This window comes from Pseudomonas sp. KCJK9000 (assembly GCF_046230725.1).
Lineage (GTDB): Bacteria > Pseudomonadota > Gammaproteobacteria > Pseudomonadales > Pseudomonadaceae > Aquipseudomonas > Aquipseudomonas promysalinigenes.
Map to the genome: position 1 here is coordinate 1 of NZ_JBJJLN010000010.1, position 20,765 is coordinate 20,765.

General features: G+C 62.4%; 14 protein-coding genes. 9 read left to right on the forward strand and 5 right to left on the reverse strand.

Annotation, left to right across the window (positions count from 1 at the left end; all coding sequences use genetic code 11):
* Nucleotides 1-732: class I SAM-dependent methyltransferase (locus ACK59H_RS06925; protein WP_409264339.1), on the reverse strand; the 732-nt coding region annotated here is incomplete at its 3' end.
* Between the two features lie 85 nt (nt 733-817).
* On the opposite strand from ACK59H_RS06925, the gene gloB reads away from it, so the two are divergent.
* The 9 genes from gloB to ACK59H_RS06970 all read left to right on the forward strand — a co-directional run bounded on the left by gloB (nt 818) and on the right by ACK59H_RS06970 (nt 14,659).
* A complete protein-coding gene (gene gloB / locus ACK59H_RS06930; RefSeq protein ID WP_060479316.1) occupies nt 818-1,597 on the forward strand; it encodes a hydroxyacylglutathione hydrolase in 780 nt (259 codons plus the stop codon).
* A 100-nt stretch (nt 1,598-1,697) separates the two neighbouring features.
* Complete coding sequence (locus ACK59H_RS06935; RefSeq protein WP_060479317.1) at nt 1,698-3,122, forward strand: lytic transglycosylase domain-containing protein; 1,425 nt, start codon at nt 1,698-1,700, stop codon at nt 3,120-3,122.
* Nucleotides 3,123-3,333: 211 nt separating this feature from the next.
* The gene (locus ACK59H_RS06940; RefSeq protein WP_060479321.1) at nt 3,334-5,106 is read left to right on the forward strand and encodes an extracellular solute-binding protein; all 1,773 of its coding nucleotides are present in this window, start codon (nt 3,334-3,336) and stop codon (nt 5,104-5,106) included.
* Entirely contained in the window at nt 5,103-6,929 is a 1,827-nt protein-coding gene (locus ACK59H_RS06945) for an extracellular solute-binding protein (RefSeq protein ID WP_060479318.1), read from the forward strand. The genes ACK59H_RS06940 and ACK59H_RS06945 overlap by 4 nt, the downstream gene beginning before the upstream one ends.
* 1 nt (nt 6,930) lies before the next feature.
* Nucleotides 6,931-8,004, forward strand: coding sequence for a microcin C ABC transporter permease YejB (locus ACK59H_RS06950; protein WP_060479319.1), 1,074 nt, complete (start codon nt 6,931-6,933; stop codon nt 8,002-8,004).
* 1 nt (nt 8,005) lies between these two features.
* Nucleotides 8,006-9,025: an ABC transporter permease gene (locus ACK59H_RS06955; RefSeq protein ID WP_186478541.1), complete on the forward strand. Its 1,020-nt coding sequence runs from the start codon at nt 8,006-8,008 to the stop codon at nt 9,023-9,025.
* A gap of 1 nt (nt 9,026) precedes the next feature.
* The gene (locus tag ACK59H_RS06960; protein WP_060478550.1) at nt 9,027-10,622 is read left to right on the forward strand and encodes an ABC transporter ATP-binding protein; all 1,596 of its coding nucleotides are present in this window, start codon (nt 9,027-9,029) and stop codon (nt 10,620-10,622) included.
* A gap of 140 nt (nt 10,623-10,762) precedes the next feature.
* Nucleotides 10,763-13,690, forward strand: a complete 2,928-nt coding sequence (locus ACK59H_RS06965) for an aminotransferase (RefSeq protein WP_060478551.1) — start codon at nt 10,763-10,765, stop codon at nt 13,688-13,690.
* Between the two features lie 63 nt (nt 13,691-13,753).
* A complete protein-coding gene (locus ACK59H_RS06970; RefSeq protein WP_060478552.1) occupies nt 13,754-14,659 on the forward strand; it encodes a LysR family transcriptional regulator in 906 nt (301 codons plus the stop codon).
* A 7-nt stretch (nt 14,660-14,666) separates the two neighbouring features.
* Here the strand turns inward: ACK59H_RS06970 and ACK59H_RS06975 are convergent, their stop codons facing one another.
* The 4 genes from ACK59H_RS06975 to kdpB form a co-directional block, all read right to left on the reverse strand.
* On the reverse strand, nt 14,667-15,365 hold the full coding sequence (locus ACK59H_RS06975; RefSeq protein WP_060478553.1) for a response regulator: 699 nt from the start codon (nt 15,363-15,365) through the stop codon (nt 14,667-14,669).
* On the reverse strand, nt 15,362-18,016 hold the full coding sequence (locus tag ACK59H_RS06980) for a sensor histidine kinase KdpD (protein ID WP_060478554.1): 2,655 nt from the start codon (nt 18,014-18,016) through the stop codon (nt 15,362-15,364). The genes ACK59H_RS06975 and ACK59H_RS06980 overlap by 4 nt, the downstream gene beginning before the upstream one ends.
* Nucleotides 18,017-18,143: 127 nt before the next feature.
* Complete coding sequence (kdpC, locus tag ACK59H_RS06985) at nt 18,144-18,695, reverse strand: potassium-transporting ATPase subunit KdpC (RefSeq protein WP_060478555.1); 552 nt, start codon at nt 18,693-18,695, stop codon at nt 18,144-18,146.
* Nucleotides 18,696-18,705: 10 nt separating this feature from the next.
* Nucleotides 18,706-20,760, reverse strand: coding sequence for a potassium-transporting ATPase subunit KdpB (gene kdpB, locus ACK59H_RS06990; RefSeq protein ID WP_060478556.1), 2,055 nt, complete (start codon nt 20,758-20,760; stop codon nt 18,706-18,708).
* Between the last annotated feature and the right edge of the window lie 5 nt (nt 20,761-20,765).

Below are 20,765 nucleotides of genomic sequence, written 5' to 3' on the forward strand. Positions count from 1 at the left end.
CTTGGCCAAAGGCAGCGGCAGCAGCTTGCCCATTGGTTCACGCCGCGCTTGGCGCAGAGGCCGCAGGCCCACCACCATCTTGCGGGCCACCAGCAGGTAGACCCCGCCCCCCGCACACTGCCACCCTCCGGCCATCCGCTCCCAACCGGCCAGGCGTTGTTGCCAAGCCGGCGAAGTGAGCGGCGGACGATAGCACCCGAAGCGGCGTTTCTCCAGCGCAAAGCCCAGCAGGTTGAGCCAGTCGCCCACCCGTGACGGGGAGATGCAGCGCGCTTTACGCAAGGCGCCCTTGCTGAACAGGTGACGCACGCCCCAGCCGCTCCAGGGGTTGATGCCGACGATCAGCAAGTGACCACCAGGGCGCACCGCACTGGCCGCTTCACGCAGCAGCCCGTGGGGCGACAGGCTGAAGTCCAAGCCATGCTGCAGCACCACCACATCGGCGGCGTGCTCGCTCAACGGCCAGGCCTGTTCTTCGCAAACGATTTCCACGCCCGGCAGCGGTGCACCAAGGCGCACGTTGCGCTGCACCTGCGGGGCGCTGGGCGGCGCATCGGCACTAGGGCCATAGTGCACCAGATAACCACCGAAGAAGCGCCCCAGCTCTTCTTCGAGCAGCTTTTCTTCTTCTTTGAGCATCATTAGGCCAAGTGGGCCGTTGAACCACTCACGGGCCTGGCTGATCAGTTCGACCCACTGCGGGTCGGCCTGAGCAAAGGCTTGATCGGTCATTGCGCTCTCCCTCGAAGGTTCTCGCTGTGCGTCATCGCGGCTAAGATGCCTTCATGTGCCACGCTTGGCGATACGGATCCGCATCATGATACAGATCGACGCTCTTCCCGCTTTCTCCGACAACTACATCTGGTTGTTACAGGATACTGCCAAACGCCGCTGCGCGGTGGTCGACCCCGGCGACGCCGGCCCAGTACAAGCCTGGTTGGCGGCCAACCCTGGCTGGGTGCTCGATACCATCATGATCACCCACCACCACAACGACCATGTCGGCGGCGTCGAGCGCCTCAAGCAGCTAACCGGCGCCCGTGTCTGTGGCCCCGCCCATGAACCCATCCCTGGTCGCGACATGGCGCTGGACGACGGCGATCAGGTCAGCGTATTGGGCATCGCCTTCGAAGTATTGGCGGTGCCCGGCCATACCCTTGGGCATATCGCGTATTTCAGCGATCAACCGGCAACCCCTTTGCTGTTCAGTGGCGACACCTTGTTCGCTGCCGGCTGTGGGCGCATGTTCGAAGGCACTGCGCAGCAGATGCAACCAGCCCTTGCGCGCCTGGCGGCGCTGCCTGAGCAAACGGAGGTCTATTGCGCCCATGAATATACCTTGAGCAATTTGCGCTTTGCCAAAGCCGTGGAGCCCTCTAATCCGCACGTTCTGCAGCGGTTCGAGGACGTTACCCGATTGCGCGCTGAAAATCGCATCACACTGCCATCAACTATTGCACTCGAGCGGCTGACAAACCCCTTTTTACGTACCGCTGAAACATTAGTTAAACAAAAAGCAGACGAATGGAAGGGACATTCGAACGACTCGCAGGTCACTGTTTTTGCTGCTTTGAGGTCTTGGAAGGACACCTTCTGATAACCTCAAGATATATCGTACAGGGATGTCAACGGTTGACCCGGGCGGGAGCGGTTTCTAGAATCGCCGAAATTTTTTGCCCGGATAACCCTGTCAGCCGATGTCTTCTCGAAGCCGCAGAACCGCTCATTCAGTCGCCCTGACGCGCCTGGCCCAAATCAGTGCGCTGGCCCTGGCCGCCACCCTGGTGGGTTGCCAGAGCACCCGTCAGCTCGATGAATCCGACAGCGTTCGCGCGCACAGCTACCAGGCCCGAATCAAGCACAAGCCCTCACCGCTGGCGGTCAAACCGGCGCAACCACCACAGGACGTGTGGGAGCGTATGCGCCAGGGCTTCGCGCTGCAGGACAGCATCGACGTCAACCCACGCATCGAGCAGCAGCGCCTGTGGTTCGCCAGTAACCCGACCTTCATCGAAAGCGCAGGCGAGCGCGGCAGCCTTTATCTGCATTACATCGTCGAGCGTCTCGAAGAGCGCGACATGCCCCTGGAGTTGGCCCTGCTCCCTGCCATCGAAAGCGCCTACAACCCAATGGCCTACTCGCGCGCCAGTGCTGCCGGCATGTGGCAGTTCATGCCGGCCACAGGTCGTCACTTCAACCTGCGCCAGACCAACTTCTATGACGGGCGCCGCGACATCACCGCCTCGACCAACGCTGCACTGGACTACCTGACCCGCCTGCATGACATGTTCAACGGCGACTGGCTACTGGCCTTGGCTGCTTACAATGCTGGCGAAGGTACCGTCAGCCGGGCCATCGAGCGCAACGAGAAGCTGGGGCTGCCAACCGACTACTGGAACCTGCCGCTGCCCCAGGAAACCCGTGACTACGTGCCCAAGCTGTTGGCCCTGTCGCAGGTCGTTTCCACCCCTGAGGCTTATGGGGTGAACCTCAACCCGATCGCCAACGAGCCCTATTTCGAAGCGGTGGCCATCAATGATCGCCTCGATCTGTCCCGGGTCGCCGCCTTCGCCAACATCGACGAAGACGAGCTGATCCAGCTCAACCCAGCCTTCAAGAAACGCATGACGGTCGATGGCCCCAAACAACTGCTGGTGCCGACTGCCAAAGCGCAGCTGCTCAGCGACAGCCTGTCGAACCTCAAGCCTGAACAGCTGATCAGCCTGCAGCCTAACAAGGCCGTGTTCGCCGCTGCCGTGGCAGAGGCCCGAGGGCCGGCAGCCCGCAGCTACAGGGTCAAGCGTGGCGACAGCCTGAGCACTATCGCCAGGGCCAACCGGGTTGCCGTCAAAGACATCCAACGCTGGAACAAGCTATCTGGCAATCGCGTGAAGGCAGGCCAGGTATTGGCCCTGCGCGGTGGCAGCGCACCGAGCGCGGCGGGCAACCGGGTGGCGGCCTCTGGGCAACGCTCCACCCAATACAAGGTGCGCAAGGGTGACTCTCTGTATCTTGTTGCCAAACGTTTCAATGTCGAAATGCAGCACCTCAAGCGCTGGAATCCTCGCAGCGGGCATGCACTCAAGCCCGGCCAGACGTTGACCGTCTACCTCTCGCACTGATAGATACCGGGGCTGCTTTGCAGCCCTTTTGCGACGCAAGGTCGCTTGCAGCAGAGCGAGTACTCGATCGTCTGCTGACTCTCTCTTTTTCCATACCCGCCAAGCTGTTACTGTACTGCGACCCAAGCCCAACGCCTCTGGATCGGATGCCGACTTGATACGTCCCCTCCTGCTGTCACTCAGCCTGGCCTTGAGCTTCCCTACCTTCGCGATGGTGAGCGAAAGCCACGGATACGCGCAGTTCGGCACGCTCAAGTACCCAGCCACATTCACCCACTTCGACTGGGTCAACCCGCAAGCGCCCAAGGGCGGCACCTTGCGGGCCATGGCGTTCGGCACGTTCGACACGCTAAACCCTTATACCTTCAAAGGTACCAGCCCGGTCACCACGCCAAACTTCTTGCAGTACGGCGTCAACGAGCTGAACGAAACGTTGATGGTCGGTACCGGTCAGTACGACCCTTCCGGTGACGAAGCGACGTCCAGTTACGGCCTGATCGCCCGCTCGGTGGAATACAGCGAAGACCGCAGTTGGGTGGTTTTCAACCTGCGCCCGGAAGCGCGCTGGCATGATGGCGCGCCGATCACCGCCGCCGACGTGGCGTTTTCCTACCGTACCCTGCTCAAGCAAGGGCACCCGCTCTACCGCACCAATCTGCAGGAAGTACAACGCGTCGATATCCTCGGCCCACTGCGTATCCGCTTTGTGTTCAAGCGTGCTGGTAACCCACTGCTGATCCTGCGCCTGGGCGAAATGCCAGTACTGCCCAAGCACTACTGGCAAAAGCGCGACTTCGAGGCCACTACGTTCGAACCGCCGCTGGGCAGCGGCCCCTATCGCATCACTCAAGTAGAACCTGGCAGGCGTCTGGTATTTGAGCGGGTCAAGAACTACTGGGGCAAGAACTTGCCGGTCAATCGGGGTAAGTACAACTTCAACCGAGTCGAGTACGAGTTCTACAGGGATTCCACTGTGGCCTTTGAAGCGTTCAAGGCCGGTGAATTCGACATTTATATCGAGCACCAGGCCAAGAATTGGGCCAACGGATACAACTTCCCTGCGGTGCGCCGTGGCGAGGTGATCAAAGCACAGATCCCTCACCGCATCCCAACCCAGACCCAGGGGCTGTTCATGAACAGCCGCCGGGCGACCTTCAGCGACCCCAAGGTGCGCCAGGCGCTGGGCTTGATGCTCGATTTCGAATGGACCAACCGCGCACTGTTCAGCAGCGCCTACCGCCGCGCGACCAGCTACTACCCCAACAGCGAGTTCGCCGCCAGCGGCCTACCCACAGGCAAGGAATGGCTGCTGCTGGCACCGCTGCGTGAACAACTGCCCAAGAAACTGTTCACCCAGCCCTATCAGGTCAGCCATACCGACGGGCGGGGTATTGGTCGCCAGACCCTGCGCCAAGCCCTTGCCCTACTCAACCAGGCCGGCTGGAAGCTCGATGGCCAACGCCTGGTCGATGCCAAGGGTCAACCCTTCAGGATGGAACTGCTGCTGGTAAACCCAAGCCTCGAACGCATCCTGCAACCTTATGTCGAAAACCTCGCCAGTATCGGTATCGATGCTCGCTTGCGTACCGTGGACCGTGCCCAGTACAAACAACGCCTGGACCAGTTCGATTTCGACATGATTCTGATGACCTTGAACCAGACCCTGAGCCCAGGCCTTGAGCAATGGTTGTACTTCCATTCCAGCCAGGCCGCGATCAAGGGCAGCAAGAATTACGCCGGGGTCAAGGACCCTGTGGTCGACCACCTGCTCGACACCTTGCTGGCAGCGCGCACCCGTGACGATCAGGTTGCCGCCGCCCGCGCCCTGGACCGCGTGCTCTCGTGGCAGTACTACATGATTCCCAACTGGTACCTCGACAATCACCGCCTGGCCTACCGCAACCGGTTCGCCTTCGTCACCACGCCGCCCTACACCCTTGGGTTGAATACCTGGTGGATCAAGCCTTCGGAGAAAACCCAATGAAGCCGACGCATCGCCTGGCCTGCAGCCTGCTGTTCGCCTGCCTGAGCCTGCCCGCGCTGGCCGCGCCGCAACATGCGCTGACCTTGTACGATGAACCGCCGAAATACCCGGCAGATTTCAAGCACTTCGATTACGTGAACCCTGATGCGCCCAAGGGCGGCACGTTTCGCCAGGCCAGCTTTGGCGGGTTCGACAGCCTCAACCCGTTCATCAATAAAGGGGTGCCCGCCGATAACGTTGGCATCATATATGACACCCTGATGCGCCAGAGCCTGGACGAGCCGTTCACCGAGTACGGTTTGGTCGCCGGCAAGATCGAAAAAGCCCCTGACAATAGCTGGGTGCGCTTCTATCTAAGGCCCGAAGCGCAGTTCCACGACGGCCACCCGATGCGCGCCGAGGACGTGGTGTTCACGTTCAACACCCTGATCAAAGACGGCGCACCGCTGTACCGCCAGTACTACGGCGATGTCGCCGATGTAGTCGCAGAAGACCCACTGAAAGTGCTGTTCAAATTCAAGCACAACAACAACCGCGAACTGCCGTTGATCCTGGGCCAGTTACCAGTGCTGCCCAAGCACTGGTACGAGAACCGCGAGTTCACCCGTGGCAATCTCGAGCCGCCGCTTGGCAGCGGCCCCTACAAGGTCGCCCAGGTCAAGGCTGGGCGTTCGATACGCTATGAGCGGGTCAAAGACTACTGGGCCAAGGACCTGCCGCTCAACCGAGGCTTCTACAACTTCGACGCCATGACCTTCGATGTCTACCGTGACAACAACGTGGCTTTGGAGGCATTGAAAGCCGGCGCGTTCGATTATGAGCTTGAAGTCAGCGCCAAGAACTGGGCCACAGCCTATGATGTGCCCGCCGTGCGCGAGGGGCGCCTGATCAAGGAAGAAATACCCAACGGCAACCCGGTGGGTATGCAAGGTTTCATCTTCAACCTGCGCAAGCCTGTGTTTCAGGACGTGCGAGTACGCAAGGCGCTGAGCTTGCTGTTCGACTTCCAGTGGACCAACAAGCAGTTGTTCAACGGCGCGTACATACGCACCGGCAGCTATTTCGAAAACTCGGAAATGGCCGCAACGGGTCTGCCCTCACCCGCCGAGCTGAAAATCCTCGAACCGTTGCGCGGCAAGGTCCCGGACCAGGTGTTCAGCCAAGCCTTTGCCAACCCGGTGACCGACGGTAGCGGCATGATCCGCGAGAACCAACGCCAGGCCTATAAGCTGCTCCAGGAGGCCGGTTGGAAGATTGTCGATGACAAGATGGTCGACCAGAATGGCAAGCCAGTGAGTATCGAGTTCCTGCTGGCGCAGACTCAGTTCGAGCGCGTGCTGTTGCCGTTCAAGCGAAACCTTGCCGACCTGGGCATTGGCTTCGAAATACGTCGCGTGGACGTTTCGCAGTACATCAACCGCTTGCGCTCGCGCGACTTCGACATGATCGTCGGCGGTTTCTCGCAATCCAATTCCCCGGGCAACGAACAGCGCGAATACTGGAGCAGCGCCGCCGCCGACAACCCCGGCAGCCGCAACTTCATCGGCCTGCGCGACCCGGCAATCGACCAGCTGGTAGAAGAGCTGATCAACGCCGACTCCCGCCAGAGCCTGATCGAGCACTGCCGCGCCCTGGATCGCGTGCTGCAATGGGGCTACTACGTGATACCCAACTGGCACATCAAAACCAACCGTGTGGCCTACTGGAACCACATTGGCCACCCCAAGGTTTCACCCAAGTACGACGTCGGCATCGACACCTGGTGGATCAAGCCAAACGTGGCCCCGGCGGTCACCGAAGCGCCAACGGATGAGGCCAACTGACATGCTGGCATATATCCTGCGCCGCCTGCTGCTGATCATCCCTACCCTGTTCGGCATTCTGATCATCAACTTCATCATCGTGCAGGCCGCCCCTGGCGGCCCGGTTGAACAGATGATCGCCAAGCTCGAAGGTTTCGACGGTGCCACCAGCCGCATCGCAGGTGGTGGCGCCGAAGTCTCCGTGGCCGGCTCCAACTACCGCGGCGCCCAAGGCCTGGACCCAGCCCTGATCGCCGAAATCGAGCACATGTACGGCTTCGACAAGTCGGCGCCCGAGCGCTTGTGGATCATGATCAAAAACTACGCCACGCTGGATTTTGGCAACAGCTTCTTCCGCGATGCCAAGGTCATCGATCTGATCGCCGAGAAGATGCCCGTGTCGATTTCACTGGGGCTGTGGAGCACACTGATCATGTACCTGGTATCGATCCCCCTGGGGATCGCCAAGGCAGTGCGTCACGGCAGCCACTTCGATGTCTGGACCAGCTCGGCCATCATCGTCGGCTATGCCATCCCTGCATTCCTGTTCGCGATCCTGCTGATCGTGCTGTTCGCCGGGGGCAGCTACTTCGACTGGTTCCCGCTGCGGGGGCTGACGTCCAACAACTTCGATGAACTGTCCACCACGGGCAAAGTGCTCGATTATTTCTGGCATCTGGTACTGCCGATCACCGCTTTGGTCATCGGCAACTTCGCCACCATGACCCTGCTGACCAAGAACAGCTTCCTCGACGAGATCAACAAACAATACGTGGTCACCGCCAAAGCCAAAGGCCTGAGCCGGCCGCGGGTGCTGTATGGGCATGTGTTCCGCAACGCCATGTTGCTGGTTATCGCCGGCTTCCCGTCGGCATTCATCGGCATCTTTTTCACAGGGTCATTGCTGATCGAGGTGATATTCAGCCTCGATGGCCTTGGCCTGATGAGTTTCGAAGCGGCGATCAACCGCGACTACCCGGTGGTCTTCGGCACCTTGTTCATCTTCACCCTGCTAGGGCTGGTGGTGAAATTGATCGGCGACCTGACCTACACCCTGGTCGATCCACGCATCGACTTCGCCAGCCGGGAGCACTGACATGGCACTGTCCCCCCTCAACCGCCGGCGCTTCGAGCGCTTCAAGGCCAACCGCCGAGGCTGGTGGTCGCTGTGGCTGTTCCTGATCCTGTTCGGCCTGAGCCTCGGCGCCGAGCTGATCGCCAACGACAAACCCATCGCGGTGCGTTATGAAGGCTCTTGGTATTTCCCAGCGTTCAAGCGCTACCCGGAAACCACCTTCGGTGGCGAATTCCCGTTGGAGGCCAACTACAAGAGCCCGTACATCCGCGACCTGCTGGAGAAAAAAGACAGCCTGGTAATATGGGCGCCCATTCCATTCAGCTACCAGAGCATCAACTACGACCTGCGTGTACCAGCCCCGGCGCCGCCCTCCACCGACAACTGGCTGGGCACAGACGACCAGGGCCGGGATGTACTGGCGCGGGTGATCTACGGCTTCCGCGTCTCGGTCCTGTTCGCCCTTACCCTGACCGTGCTGAGTTCCATCATCGGGGTCATTGCCGGTGCCTTGCAGGGGTTCTACGGCGGCTGGGTGGATCTGGCGGGGCAGCGCTTTCTGGAAATCTGGTCCGGCCTGCCGGTGCTGTATCTGCTGATCATTCTTGCCAGTTTCGTGCAACCCAACTTCTGGTGGCTGCTGGGCATCATGCTGCTGTTCTCGTGGATGAGCCTGGTCGATGTGGTGCGCGCTGAATTTCTGCGCGGGCGCAACCTGGAATACGTGCGCGCGGCCCGCGCCCTGGGCATGCGCAATGGCGCGATCATGTACCGGCACATCCTGCCCAACGCCATGATTTCTACCATGACCTTCATGCCATTCATCCTCACCGGAGCCATCGGCACCCTGACCGCGCTGGACTTCCTCGGCTTCGGCCTACCGCCGGGCGCACCGTCGCTTGGGGAGCTGGTGGCACAAGGCAAGTCCAATCTGCAAGCCCCGTGGTTGGGTATCAGCGCCTTCGCCGTGCTGGCGATCATGTTGAGCCTGCTGGTGTTCATCGGCGAATCCGCCCGCGATGCCTTCGACCCGAGGAAATGAAATGAGCGAACAGAACCTGATCGAAGTGCGCGACCTGGCCGTGGAGTTTGTCACCGGCGAGCAGGTCAACCGTGTGGTCGACGGCATCAGCTTCGACATTCGCAAGGGTGAAACCTTGGCGCTGGTCGGCGAAAGCGGTTCGGGCAAATCGGTGACCGCGCATTCGATCCTGCGCCTTTTGCCCTACCCGCTTGCCCGTCACCCTGGCGGCAGCATTGGCTACGAAGGCAAAGACCTGCTTAAGCAAAGCGAAAAGACCATGCAGCGCATTCGTGGCGACCGCATCGCGATGATTTTCCAAGAGCCGATGACCTCGTTGAACCCGCTGCATAGCATCGAAAAGCAGATCAACGAGATCCTGCTGTTGCATAAAGGCCTGACCGGCAAGCAAGCCACCGCACGAACCCTGGAACTGCTGGAAATGGTCGGTATCCCCGAACCGCGTAAACGCCTCAAGGCGTTACCCCATGAGCTTTCAGGCGGCCAGCGTCAGCGGGTGATGATTGCCATGGCGCTGGCCAACGAGCCCGAGCTGCTGATTGCCGACGAACCCACCACAGCGCTCGATGTGACTGTGCAGCTGAAGATTCTCGAGCTGCTCAAGCAACTGCAAGCGCGTCTGGGCATGGCATTGCTGTTAATCAGCCATGACCTCAACCTGGTGCGGCGCATTGCCCACCGGGTGTGCGTGATGCAGCGCGGGCAGATTGTCGAACAGGCTGAGTGCGCGACCCTGTTCAGTGCGCCACAGCACCCCTACACGCAAATGCTGATCAACGCCGAGCCTAGCGGGCTGCCTGCGCACAATCCAGTTGGCGCGCCTTTACTGGAGGTCGAAGACCTGAAGGTGTGGTTCCCGATCAAAAAGGGCCTGTTGCGTAAGACGGTTGACCACGTAAAGGCAGTGGACGGCGTCAACTTCAGCCTGCCACAAGGGCAGACGTTGGGCATCGTCGGTGAGTCCGGGTCGGGCAAATCGACGCTGGGTCTGGCGATCTTGCGCCTGATCTCCAGTCAGGGCGGCATTCGTTTCCACGGTCAGCAACTGCAAGGGCTCAACCAGAAACAGGTACGTCCACTGCGCCGAGAGATGCAGGTGGTGTTCCAGGACCCATTCGGCAGCTTGAGCCCGCGCATGTGTGTGGCGGACATCGTCGGCGAGGGGCTACGGATTCACAAGATCGGCACGCCTGCCGAGCAGCAAGCCGCGATCATTGCGGCGCTGGAAGAAGTGGGCCTGGACCCGAGCACCCGCCACCGCTACCCGCATGAGTTTTCTGGCGGCCAGCGCCAGCGTATCGCCATCGCCAGAGCATTGGTATTGAAACCAGCCCTCATCCTGCTGGATGAGCCGACTTCGGCACTGGACCGCACGGTGCAGCGGCAGGTGGTGGAGTTGCTGCGCAATCTGCAGCACAAGTACAACCTGACTTATCTGTTCATCAGCCATGACCTAGCGGTGGTGAAAGCATTGAGCCACCAGTTGATGGTGATCAAGCACGGGCATGTGGTGGAGCAAGGGGATGCGCAAACCATTTTCCATGCCCCGCAGCACGCCTACACCCAGCAACTGCTGGAAGCGGCTTTCTTGAGCTAGAGCAGGCACGTGACGGAGGTTAGGGGTTGGCAGGTGGATGGCAATCGTTGTCAGAATTTCTGATCACGATTGTCTTTCATCATCAGCCAGATCGGGCATAAATTCTGCCCGGTCAACTCCCTGCAGCAACGGTAGAACCCATGCCTAGCCAACAACAGCCCGCTTCCCCTGCCCTCGACACGTTGATCCAGCGCTCAGGCCTGCCCAGCCCGTCGCTTAGCCAAGCCCAGGCGCATGCGCTACTGCAGGCGCACTATGGTCTGGCGGGCGAACTGTCATCGCTGGGCAGCCAGCAAGACCTGAACCTGCGCGTGGATGCGCCTGAAGGTCGCTTCGTGCTCAAAGCCTGCCACGCCAGCTATGCCCAGGTCGAATTGCAGGCACAGCATGCCGCCCTGGCCTACCTGCACGATCAGGGCCTGCCAGTGCCAGCGGTGCAAGCAGCGCAAACTGGCGAAAACTTGCTGGCAGTGGAGATCGAAGGCCAACCCCTGCGGGTACGCCTGCTCGACTACATCGATGGCCAGCCGTTGACCCGCCTCAAACACATGCCGCAACGCCTGATGGCCGAACTGGGCGCGCTGTGCGCACGCCTTGACAAAGCCTTGGTCGGGTTCGACCACCCAGGCCTTGAACGTACCCTGCAGTGGGATCCTCGCCACGCCCAGGCGCTGATCGCGCATCTACTGCCAGTGCTGCAGGATGCCGGGCAACGCTGGCGCGTCGAGCAAGCCACACGCTTGGCCAGCGAGCACCTGGCCCCATTGGCTGATCTGCTGCCGACCCAAGCGGTGCACTTGGACATCACCGATGACAACACCGTCTGGGCCCGCGACCAGCAGCGCCAATGGCAACTGCAGGGGGTGATCGACTTTGGCGACCTGTCGCGTACCTGGCGCGTGGCCGACCTATCGGTGACCTGCTCAGCCTTACTGCACCATGCAGAAGGCGACCCGCTGCGCATTCTGCCCGCAGTCAGCGCCTACCAGGCGCTCAACCCACTGACCGAAGCCGAACTGCGCGCGCTATGGCCAATGGTGCTCAACCGTGCCGCGGTGCTAGTGCTGAGCAGCGCGCAACAACTGGCCGTGGACCCCGGCAACGAATACACCCGCGCCAACGTCGCCCATGAGTGGCAAATCTTCGATACCGCCACCGCCGTGCCTCTGAGCCTTATGCAAGCGGCGATTCTCCAGGCTGCTGGCCTCAAGACGGACACTGTAGAGTTCAGCGCCTGCCTACCTTTACTGCCTGAACTGGCAGGCAAGCCCGTCAACCGCATCGACCTGAGCGTGCTCAGCCGCCATTACGAAGCCGGGAACTGGGAGCAGGCGGGCTTCGACCAGCATCTGCTTGCCACGCAGCTGGCACCGGCCTGCACCCTGCATGGGCAATACCGCCTGTCACAAACCCACATCGACCGCGCCGAAGAACCCGCTACGTGCGCCTTGGGCGTAGAGCTGCATGTGCCCTTTGGCCAGCGCATACAGGCGCCCGCAGCGGGTACCTGGCATCACCACGGCGGTGGACGCGGCTGCTTGCGCACACCGAACTGGGCGCTTTGGTTGCAGGGTTTGGAAGGCGCCCTTGCCGATGGCCAGGCAGTTGCGCCTGGGCAATCCCTGGGCACTAGCGCCGGCTTGCTGAGTGTGCAGCTATGTTTGGACACGCACCTAGAACCGCCGTTTTTCGCCACGCCTTCGCAGGCCGCTGCCTGGCTGGCGCTATGCCCGTCGCCAGCGGTACTACTGGACATCGACTGTAATGCTGAGCCTTTGCCCGACCCACAGGCCCTTCTGGCCCGGCGCGACGCCAGCTTTGCCCGCTCGCAGAAACACTATTATGAACAACCGCCACAGATCGAGCGCGGCTGGCGCAACTACCTGATCGACATGCAAGGGCGCTCCTACCTGGACATGCTCAACAACGTCGCAGTGCTGGGGCACGGACACCCGCGCATGGTCGCCGAATCTGCGCGCCAATGGTCACTGCTCAACACCAACTCGCGTTTCCATTACGCTGCCATCACCGAGTTCTCCGAACGCCTGCTCGAACTGGCCCCTGAGGGCTTCGACCGGGTCTTCATGGTCAACAGCGGCACCGAGGCCAATGACCTGGCCATCCGCCTGGCATGGGCCTACAGCGGCGGCCGCGACCTGCTTAGCGTACTGGAGGCTTACCACGGCTGGTCGGTGGCCACCGACGCCATTTCCACCTCCATCGCCGACAATCCGCAGGCTCTGGAAACCCGACCGGACTGGGTACACCCAGTAGAGGCGCCGAACACCTTTCGCGGGCGCTTGCGTGGGCCCGACACTGCCGAGGGCTACCTGCGCGACGTCGACGCCAAGCTGGCCGAGCTCGATGGCCGTGGCCGCCAGTTGGCCGGCATCATCTGCGAGCCCGTTTACGGCAATGCTGGCGGTATCTCGCTACCGGCCGGTTACCTGCGCGGGGCCTATGCCAAGGTTCGCGCACGCGGCGGGGTATGCATCGCCGACGAGGTACAGGTGGGCTACGGCCGCCTAGGCGAGTACTTCTGGGGCTTTGAGGAACAGGGCGTGGTGCCGGACATCATCACCATGGCCAAGGGCATGGGCAACGGCCAGCCGCTGGGTGTGGTGATCACCCGCCGCGAGATTGCCGAGGCACTGGAAGCGGAGGGCTATTTCTTTTCATCGGCCGGCGGCAGCCCGGTCAGTTGCCGCATCGGCATGGCGGTACTGGACGTGATGCAGGAAGAAGGCCTGTGGGACAACGCTCGCGACACTGGCCGCTATTTCAAGGCGCGCCTGCAGGCACTGGTAGGCAAGCACCCGCTGGCCGGTGCCGCCCACGGCTCGGGGTTCTACCTGGGCCTGGAGCTGGTACGTGACCGGGAAACCCTGGAGCCTGCAACCGAGGAAACCATGGCGCTTTGCGATCGCCTACGTGAGCTGGGGATCTTCATGCAACCGACTGGCGACCATTTGAACATTCTCAAGATCAAGCCGCCCATGTGTACCACTCGCGCCAGCGTCGATTATTTCGTCGACAGCATCGACCGTGTGTTGAGCGAAGGTCTGTAAGGGGGCTGTCAACCGGGCCGTGCAGTGTTCATACTTTCCGGCCCTTGCTCAAGGTTTGCGCCCATGGCATTTAGCAGCGACTCTCTGGCCATTTTCCTCGCCGTCCTGGAAGCGGGCTCATTCTCCGCGGCAGCGCGCAAATTGGGGCGCGTGCCGTCGGCGGTGAGCATGGCCATCGCGCAACTGGAGGCCGAACTGGACCTGCCGCTGTTCGACCGAGCCACACGCAAGGCGCTGCCCACCAGCGCCGCCTTGGCCCTGGAGCCACAGGCGCGGCAGGTCATCTGCCAGCTCAACCTGCTCGATGCACAAGCCCTGCAACTGCATCAGGGGCTGGAGAAGCGCCTGACCATCGCCATGGCCCCAGAGCTGCAAACCGGCCGCTGGAGCCAGCCCTTGGAAGTACTGGCCAAGGAGTTTCCAAGCCTTGAAGTCGAAGTGCGCTCGGCGACTCAAACCGAAGCAGTGCGTTTGCTGCATGACGGCAGTGTGCAGCTGGCACTGGTGTTCGAGCGCCCTGGTATCGACGAGCGCGAATCATTTCTCGAAGCTGGCAGCCAGCTGCTGGTGGCCGTGGCCTCGCCACGCCACCCCGCCGGCAACAACAGCGGCACGCCACTGCCAGAGGAAGCCTTCGCCGAACAGCGCCAGATCATCGTGGCCTCCGGCAAGGCCACCGGCTCCGACCCGCGCATGGTGCTGTCGCGGCGGATATGGTTGACCGACAGCTACCTGGCGACTTTGGACCTGGTGCAGTCCGGGCTGGGTTGGGCCTACCTGCCACAGCCGTTGGTCGAGCCATTGATCGCCTCAGGAGCGCTGGCTGAAGTGCGCTTTGACAACATGGCCAGTCGCTTGCGGCTGTGGGTCGACATCATTTGGCTCAAGCCGCGGCCCTTGGGCTTGGGTGCGCGGCGTTATCTTGAGGTGATGCGCCAGCTGTTCGAAACGGAACCGGCCAGGGCCTGAGGCGCAATCAAGCCGCAGTTGGCGCGACCAATCGATACCCCACGCCGGCTTCGGTGATGATGAACCGCGGCGCGGTGGGGTCATCGCCGAGCTTGTGCCGCAAGTGCCCCACCACAATCCGCAGGTAGTGGGTATCGTCGACGTGGGTGGGGCCCCAGATGTCCTTGAGCAATTGCTGCTGGGTGATCACCCTCCCCGGGTGCCCGGCCAATTGCGCCAGCAAGGCATACTCTTTGCGCGTCAGGGCGATTTCCACGCCATCGAGAGTGACTTTGCGAAAAGCGAAATCCACGCGCAAAGGGCCAAAGCTGACCGCCACTTCACTGCCGCCCGACTGCGGCACCTGGCGCAGCAGCGCCCGCACCCGGGCCAGAAACTCCTGGATGCCGAAGGGCTTGGTCACATAGTCATTGGCGCCACCATCGAGCGCATCGACCTTTTGCACTTCGCTGGCCCGCACCGACAGTACCAGCACCGGCACGGCGCTCCACTCACGCAACTCACGCAGCACCTGCTGCCCGTCCATGTCCGGCAAACCCAGGTCGAGCACCACCAGGTCTGGCCTGGCCAACGCAGCCTGCGCCAGGCCTTCGCTGCCGGTGGCGGCCTCGATCACCTTGTAACCCTGGGAGCTCAGGCTGATACGCAGGAACTTGCGGATCTGCGGTTCGTCGTCGATGACCAATAAAGTGGCGGTCTGGCTCATGGGGTTTCGCTTTCGGCTTCAGGTTGCTGGGGCAGCGGCAAGCATAGAGTGATGCAGGTGCCATGGCCATCGATGCCTTCACCGACCAGGATCTGCCCTCCATGGGCGCCGATCATGCCCTGGCAGATCGCCAGGCCCAAGCCAGTGCCCTGGCCACCGCGATCGCCGCGGGCGGCGGTGTAGAACATGTCGAAGATCTTCTCGCGTTCGGCGACGGGGATCCCCGGCCCCTGGTCGCTGACGGCGAACTGCAGGTGCTGGCCCTGCACCGACACCTGCAGCTCTAGGCGGCCTTGGGGAGGTGAGAAGCGGGCGGCGTTCTCTAGCACGTTGATCAGGGCCTGTTCGATCAAGGCCGCGTGAACGAACAACAGCGGCAGTTCCCCAGGCACGTGGGTGCGCACCTGCAGCGGCGCCAACACCGCGCGTAGGCGGTTCAGGGCACTGCCGACGATGTCGGCAGGGGCCACCCAATCGCGAGCAAGCTTGAGGCCACCGTGGCCCAGTCGGGTCATGTCGAGCAGGTTCTGGATGTAGCGATCGAGGCGCTCGGCCTCATCACGCGTACCTTCGAGCAGCTCGCGGCGGTCTTGAACAGGGATCGCTTCGCCCAGCGCCAGCAAGCTGTCGATGCTGCCCCGCATGGCTGTCAGTGGGGTGCGCAGGTCATGGGAGACCGATGCCAACAAGGCGCTGCGCAGCTGCTCGGTTTCGCCGTGCAGGCGGGCTGCTTCGAGCTGCTCGCCCAATCGCGCCCTGGCCAACGCCTGAGCCAGAGGTTGCCCAAGGGCCATCAGCAGCCGCCGGCGCTGAGCGCTCAGCGGCTGCCCAGAGCGCGGGCGAACCCCCAGCAAAGCCTGCGGCTGATCTTCAACCGCCAATGGCCACCACCACCAACGGCCATCGGGCAGCGTATCGCTGCCCAGGCCTGCGGCCTGGCCATGCTGCCAGGCCCACTCGGCGGCGGCACGCTCGTTGTCGCTCAAGGCTTGGGCATCACCGCTTGCCACTTGCAGCAAGCCTTCATCGTCGCGCTCCAGCAGGCACACCTGCGCGTCGCTCCAAGCATTGAGGTGTCTGCCGGCAGCATCGAGCACAGCCTGACGATCGGCAGCACCGGTCAGTCGTCGTGACAGATCGAGCAACTGATTGGTTTGCGCCTGAGTGTCCCGCAGCGCCTTGAGCTGGCTGCGCTGACGGGCGGCAAGGTTGCCGGTTAGGGCGGCCATGAGCAAGAAGAACACCAGCGTCAGCACGTCTTCCTCGCGCTGGATACTGAATGAGAAGTTCGGCGGAATGAACAAAAAGTCGTAGGTCAGGAATGACAGCGCTGCACAGGCCAGTGCCGGCCCCAGGCTACTGCGCACCGCCACCAGCAGCACTGCGGCGAGAAACACCAGTGAGATGTTCGGCAGCGCCAGCACGTTCGACACGGCCCACGCCAGGCCTGCGGCCAACACCGTTGCCATCAGCGCCAGCAGGTAGTGGCGCCAGACCCACACTCGGCTGACCGCTGCATGGGCTGGGCGTGCCTGGCTGTCGCGGTCCAGCACGTTGATCTCCAGGCCATGGTTTTCGCGCAGCAGCCGGGCGCCAACACCGGCACCGAACAGGCGCCGGCGAAGACGGTCACGGGATTGGCCAACCAGCACCAAGCTGGCGCGGCGCTCGCGAGCGTGCTGGATCAATGTCCGTGCGACCTCGCCAGCACGCAGTAACACCACCTCGCCCCCCAGGCGCTCGGCCAATTGTTGAGCTGCCTGCAGGCGCTGGCGGGCCGTTTCGTCACGCAGCCGGCCGTTGTCAACGTGCACCAGGCTCCAGGGCAAATGACGGCGCTGGGCAACCCGGCTGGCGTGCCGCACCAAGCGTTCAGCCTGCTCGTCACCGTCCACGCCCACCAGCAGGCGCCCACGCAAGGCTGGGGCCGCCTCACCACGCAGGCGGTAGCCGTGGGCGAGGTCCGCGTCGACTTGGGCGGCGGCGGTCTGCATGGCCAGTTCACGCAAAGCGGTCAGGTTGGTGGGCGAAAAGTAGGCATCGATAGCGGCCCGTGCCTGCTCCGGTACGTAAACCTTGCCTTCACGCAGGCGTTCAAGCAGCTCGCGCGGTGGCAGGTCGATCAGCACCAGCTCGAAGGCTTCTTGCAGCACCCAGTCTGGCAAGGTTTCACGCACTTGCACCCCGGTAATGCCACGAACCTTGTCGTTGAGGCTTTCCAGGTGCTGGACGTTGACCGTGGTGTAGACATCGATACCAGCGGCAAGCAGCTCCTGCACATCCTGCCAGCGTTTGGTGTGGCGGCTGCCGGGCGCGTTGGTATGTGCCAGCTCGTCGACCAGGACCAGAGCCGGCGCCGCCTTGAGCAGGCCGTCCAGGTCCATCTCCTCGAGGGTGACACTACGGTACTCGCTGCGCAGCAGCGGCTGCTGGTGCAGACCGGCCAGCAGCGCTTCGGTTTCGGCGCGGCCGTGGGTTTCGACCACCCCGGCAAGCACCTGCACACCTTGGCGTTGCTGGGCATGGGCGGCTTGGAGCATGGCAAAGGTCTTACCCACACCGGGGGCTGCACCGAGGAACACCTTCAGCCTGCCGCGACCGCTGCGCGGCAGGCTGGCCAACAGCGCATCTGCGCGGGTGGAATCACTCATCTTTCATCCTGTTTCCTGCGAACACCTGCAGGCGCGAACGCCGTCAATGGGGGAGCTACTGGCTTGGTGAACTGTGACCGCTTAGCGCCTAGAGCCACTTCTGAGGATTGGCGCTAAGCGATCATAGTCAATGGCCGAGTTTGTCCAGGCTCTGGTTCAAGGCCAGTACATTGACCACCGGCGGCCCGACCAATGGATGGAGGGTGGCCTCTTCCACCAAGCCTTGCAAGCGCGCCACAGGCAACTGCCGCGCCGCGGCCACCCGAGGGATCTGGTAAGCGACCGCTGCTGGCGGCAGGTGTGGGTCCAGGCCGCTGGCAGAGGTAGTCAGCAGCGCTTGCGGCACCGGCCCCAACTGAGCCTGGTAGAGGGCAGCGGCATCCGTCGTGATCCGTTCGGCCAGGGCTGGGTTGCTCGGCGCCAAATTGCTCGCAGCGCTGGCTACCGTGGCGAATGCGCCCGCCGAAGGCCGCGAATGGAACCAGCTATCGCCTTGGAAATCCTGGGCGATCAGCGCCGAACCGCGCACTCGCCCTTGATCATCGCGCACGAGGCTTCCGTTGGCTTGCTCCGGGAACGCCACTTGGGCCACCCCGGTCACCACCAGCGGGTAAAGCCCCCCAGTGATGACGGCCATCAACAGGATCAGGCTCAAGGCCGGGCGTAGGTAATGCTTCATGGTGGCCTCCTCAGACCAGGTGCAGGGCGTTGAGCACGATGTCGATCAGCTTGATCCCGGCAAAGGGTACGATGATGCCCCCCACGCCATAGATCAGCAGATTGCGTCGCAACAGGTGCGCTGCACTTGCCGCCTGCACGCGCACACCGCGCAGCGCCAGGGGGATCAATACGATGATGATCAGTGCGTTGAAGACAATCGCCGAGAGGATCGCGCTCTGCGGGCTGGCCAGCTGCATCAGGTTGAGCACGCCCAGTTGCGGGTAGATAGCGGCGAACAGCGCCGGCAGGATGGCGAAGTACTTGGCCACATCGTTGGCGATGGAAAACGTCGTCAGCGCCCCACGAGTGACCAGCAGCTCCTTGCCTACCTGCACCACGTCCAGCAGCTTGGTCGGGTCGCTGTCCAGGTCAACCATGTTGGCGGCCTCACGCGCGGCCTGGGTGCCGTCGTTCATGGCCATGCCGACATCCGCCTGGGCCAGCGCCGGGGCGTCGTTGGCGCCATCGCCGCACATCGCCACCAAGCGGCCGTCGTTCTGCTCCTGACGGATGCGCGCCAATTTCTTCTCGGGTGTGGCCTCGGCCAATACATCGTCCACCCCAGCTTCGGCAGCGATCGCAGCAGCGGTCAGCGGGTTGTCACCGGTCACCATCACCGTACGAATACCCAGCTTGCGCAGCTCGGCGAAGCGTTCACGGATGCCCGGCTTGACCACATCCTTGAGGTGGATCACGCCAAGCAGACGCTTGTCCAGACACACCAACAGCGGCGTACCACCACTCTGGGCGATGCGTTCCACCTCGCGGGCCAGGGCAACTGGCATCTCCAGGCGCTGCATACCGACGAAGGCCAGCACCGCATCGACGGCACCCTTGCGGTAGCGGCGCTGTTGAAAGTCGATGCCCGACAGGCGCGTCTCGGCACTGAAGGCAATCGCCTGGTACTGACCTGGCGAGGGTTCGATGAAATCGTGCAACTGACGCAGGTACTCGACGATCGACTTGCCCTCGGCAGTGTCATCGGCAAGCGATGCGAACATCGCACCCTCCCCCAGTTCCTTGGCGGTCACACCGGGGGCAGCATACAGCGCACTGCAGCGGCGGTTGCCAAACGTGATGGTGCCGGTCTTGTCGAGCATCAAGGTATGCACATCGCCGGCCGCCTCCACCGCACGGCCAGAGCGGGCAATCACGTTAAGGCGCACTAGACGGTCCATGCCGGCAATGCCAATGGCCGAGAGCAGGCCGCCGATGGTGGTGGGTATCAGCGTCACCAGCAATGCGGCAAGAAAGATCAGCGGTAGGCTGCCGCCGGCAAAATGGGCGAAGGGCTGCAGGGTTACGACGACAATCAGGAAGATCAGGGTCAGGCCTATCAGCAGAATGTCCAGAGCAATCTCATTGGGGGTCTTCTGCCGCTTGGCACCTTCGACCAACGCGATCATGCGGTCCAGGGTCGATTCGCCGGGATTGCTGGTGATGCGGATCAGCAGCCAGTCCGAGACCAGCCGAGTATTGCCGGTGACAGCCGAACGGTCGCCACCAGACTCGCGGATAACCGGCGCGGACTCACCCGTGATGGCAGCTTCATTGACCGCAGCGATGCCCTCGAGCACCTCGCCGTCACCCGGAATCATCTCCCCTGCCACCACGCGTACCACATCATCCTTGCGCAGCGCCGTGGCCGCCACAGGCTCGAAACTGCCATCACGTTTGCGCCGCTGCGCCGTCAACCCCTGGCTACCGGCTTTGAGGCTATCGGCGCGGGCTTTGCCACGCCCTTCGGCGAGGGCCTCGGCGAAGTTGGCGAACAGCACGGTGAACCATAGCCATAGCGCGATCTGCGCAGCCACACCGGTGCTGACGCCACTGCCGGGCGCAAAGCACAGTGCAGTTGTGAGCAGAGCCGTCAGAGCAACCACCAGCATCACCGGCGAACGTTTGAGCTGGCGCGGGTCCAGCTTGACGAAGGCCTGGAGCAAGGCTGGCCGCCACAGGGCCGCGATACGCGTCTGATCATTGGTGCCGCGTGAGGCTTTCATTTCAGGAATGGGCATGTTCATGAATA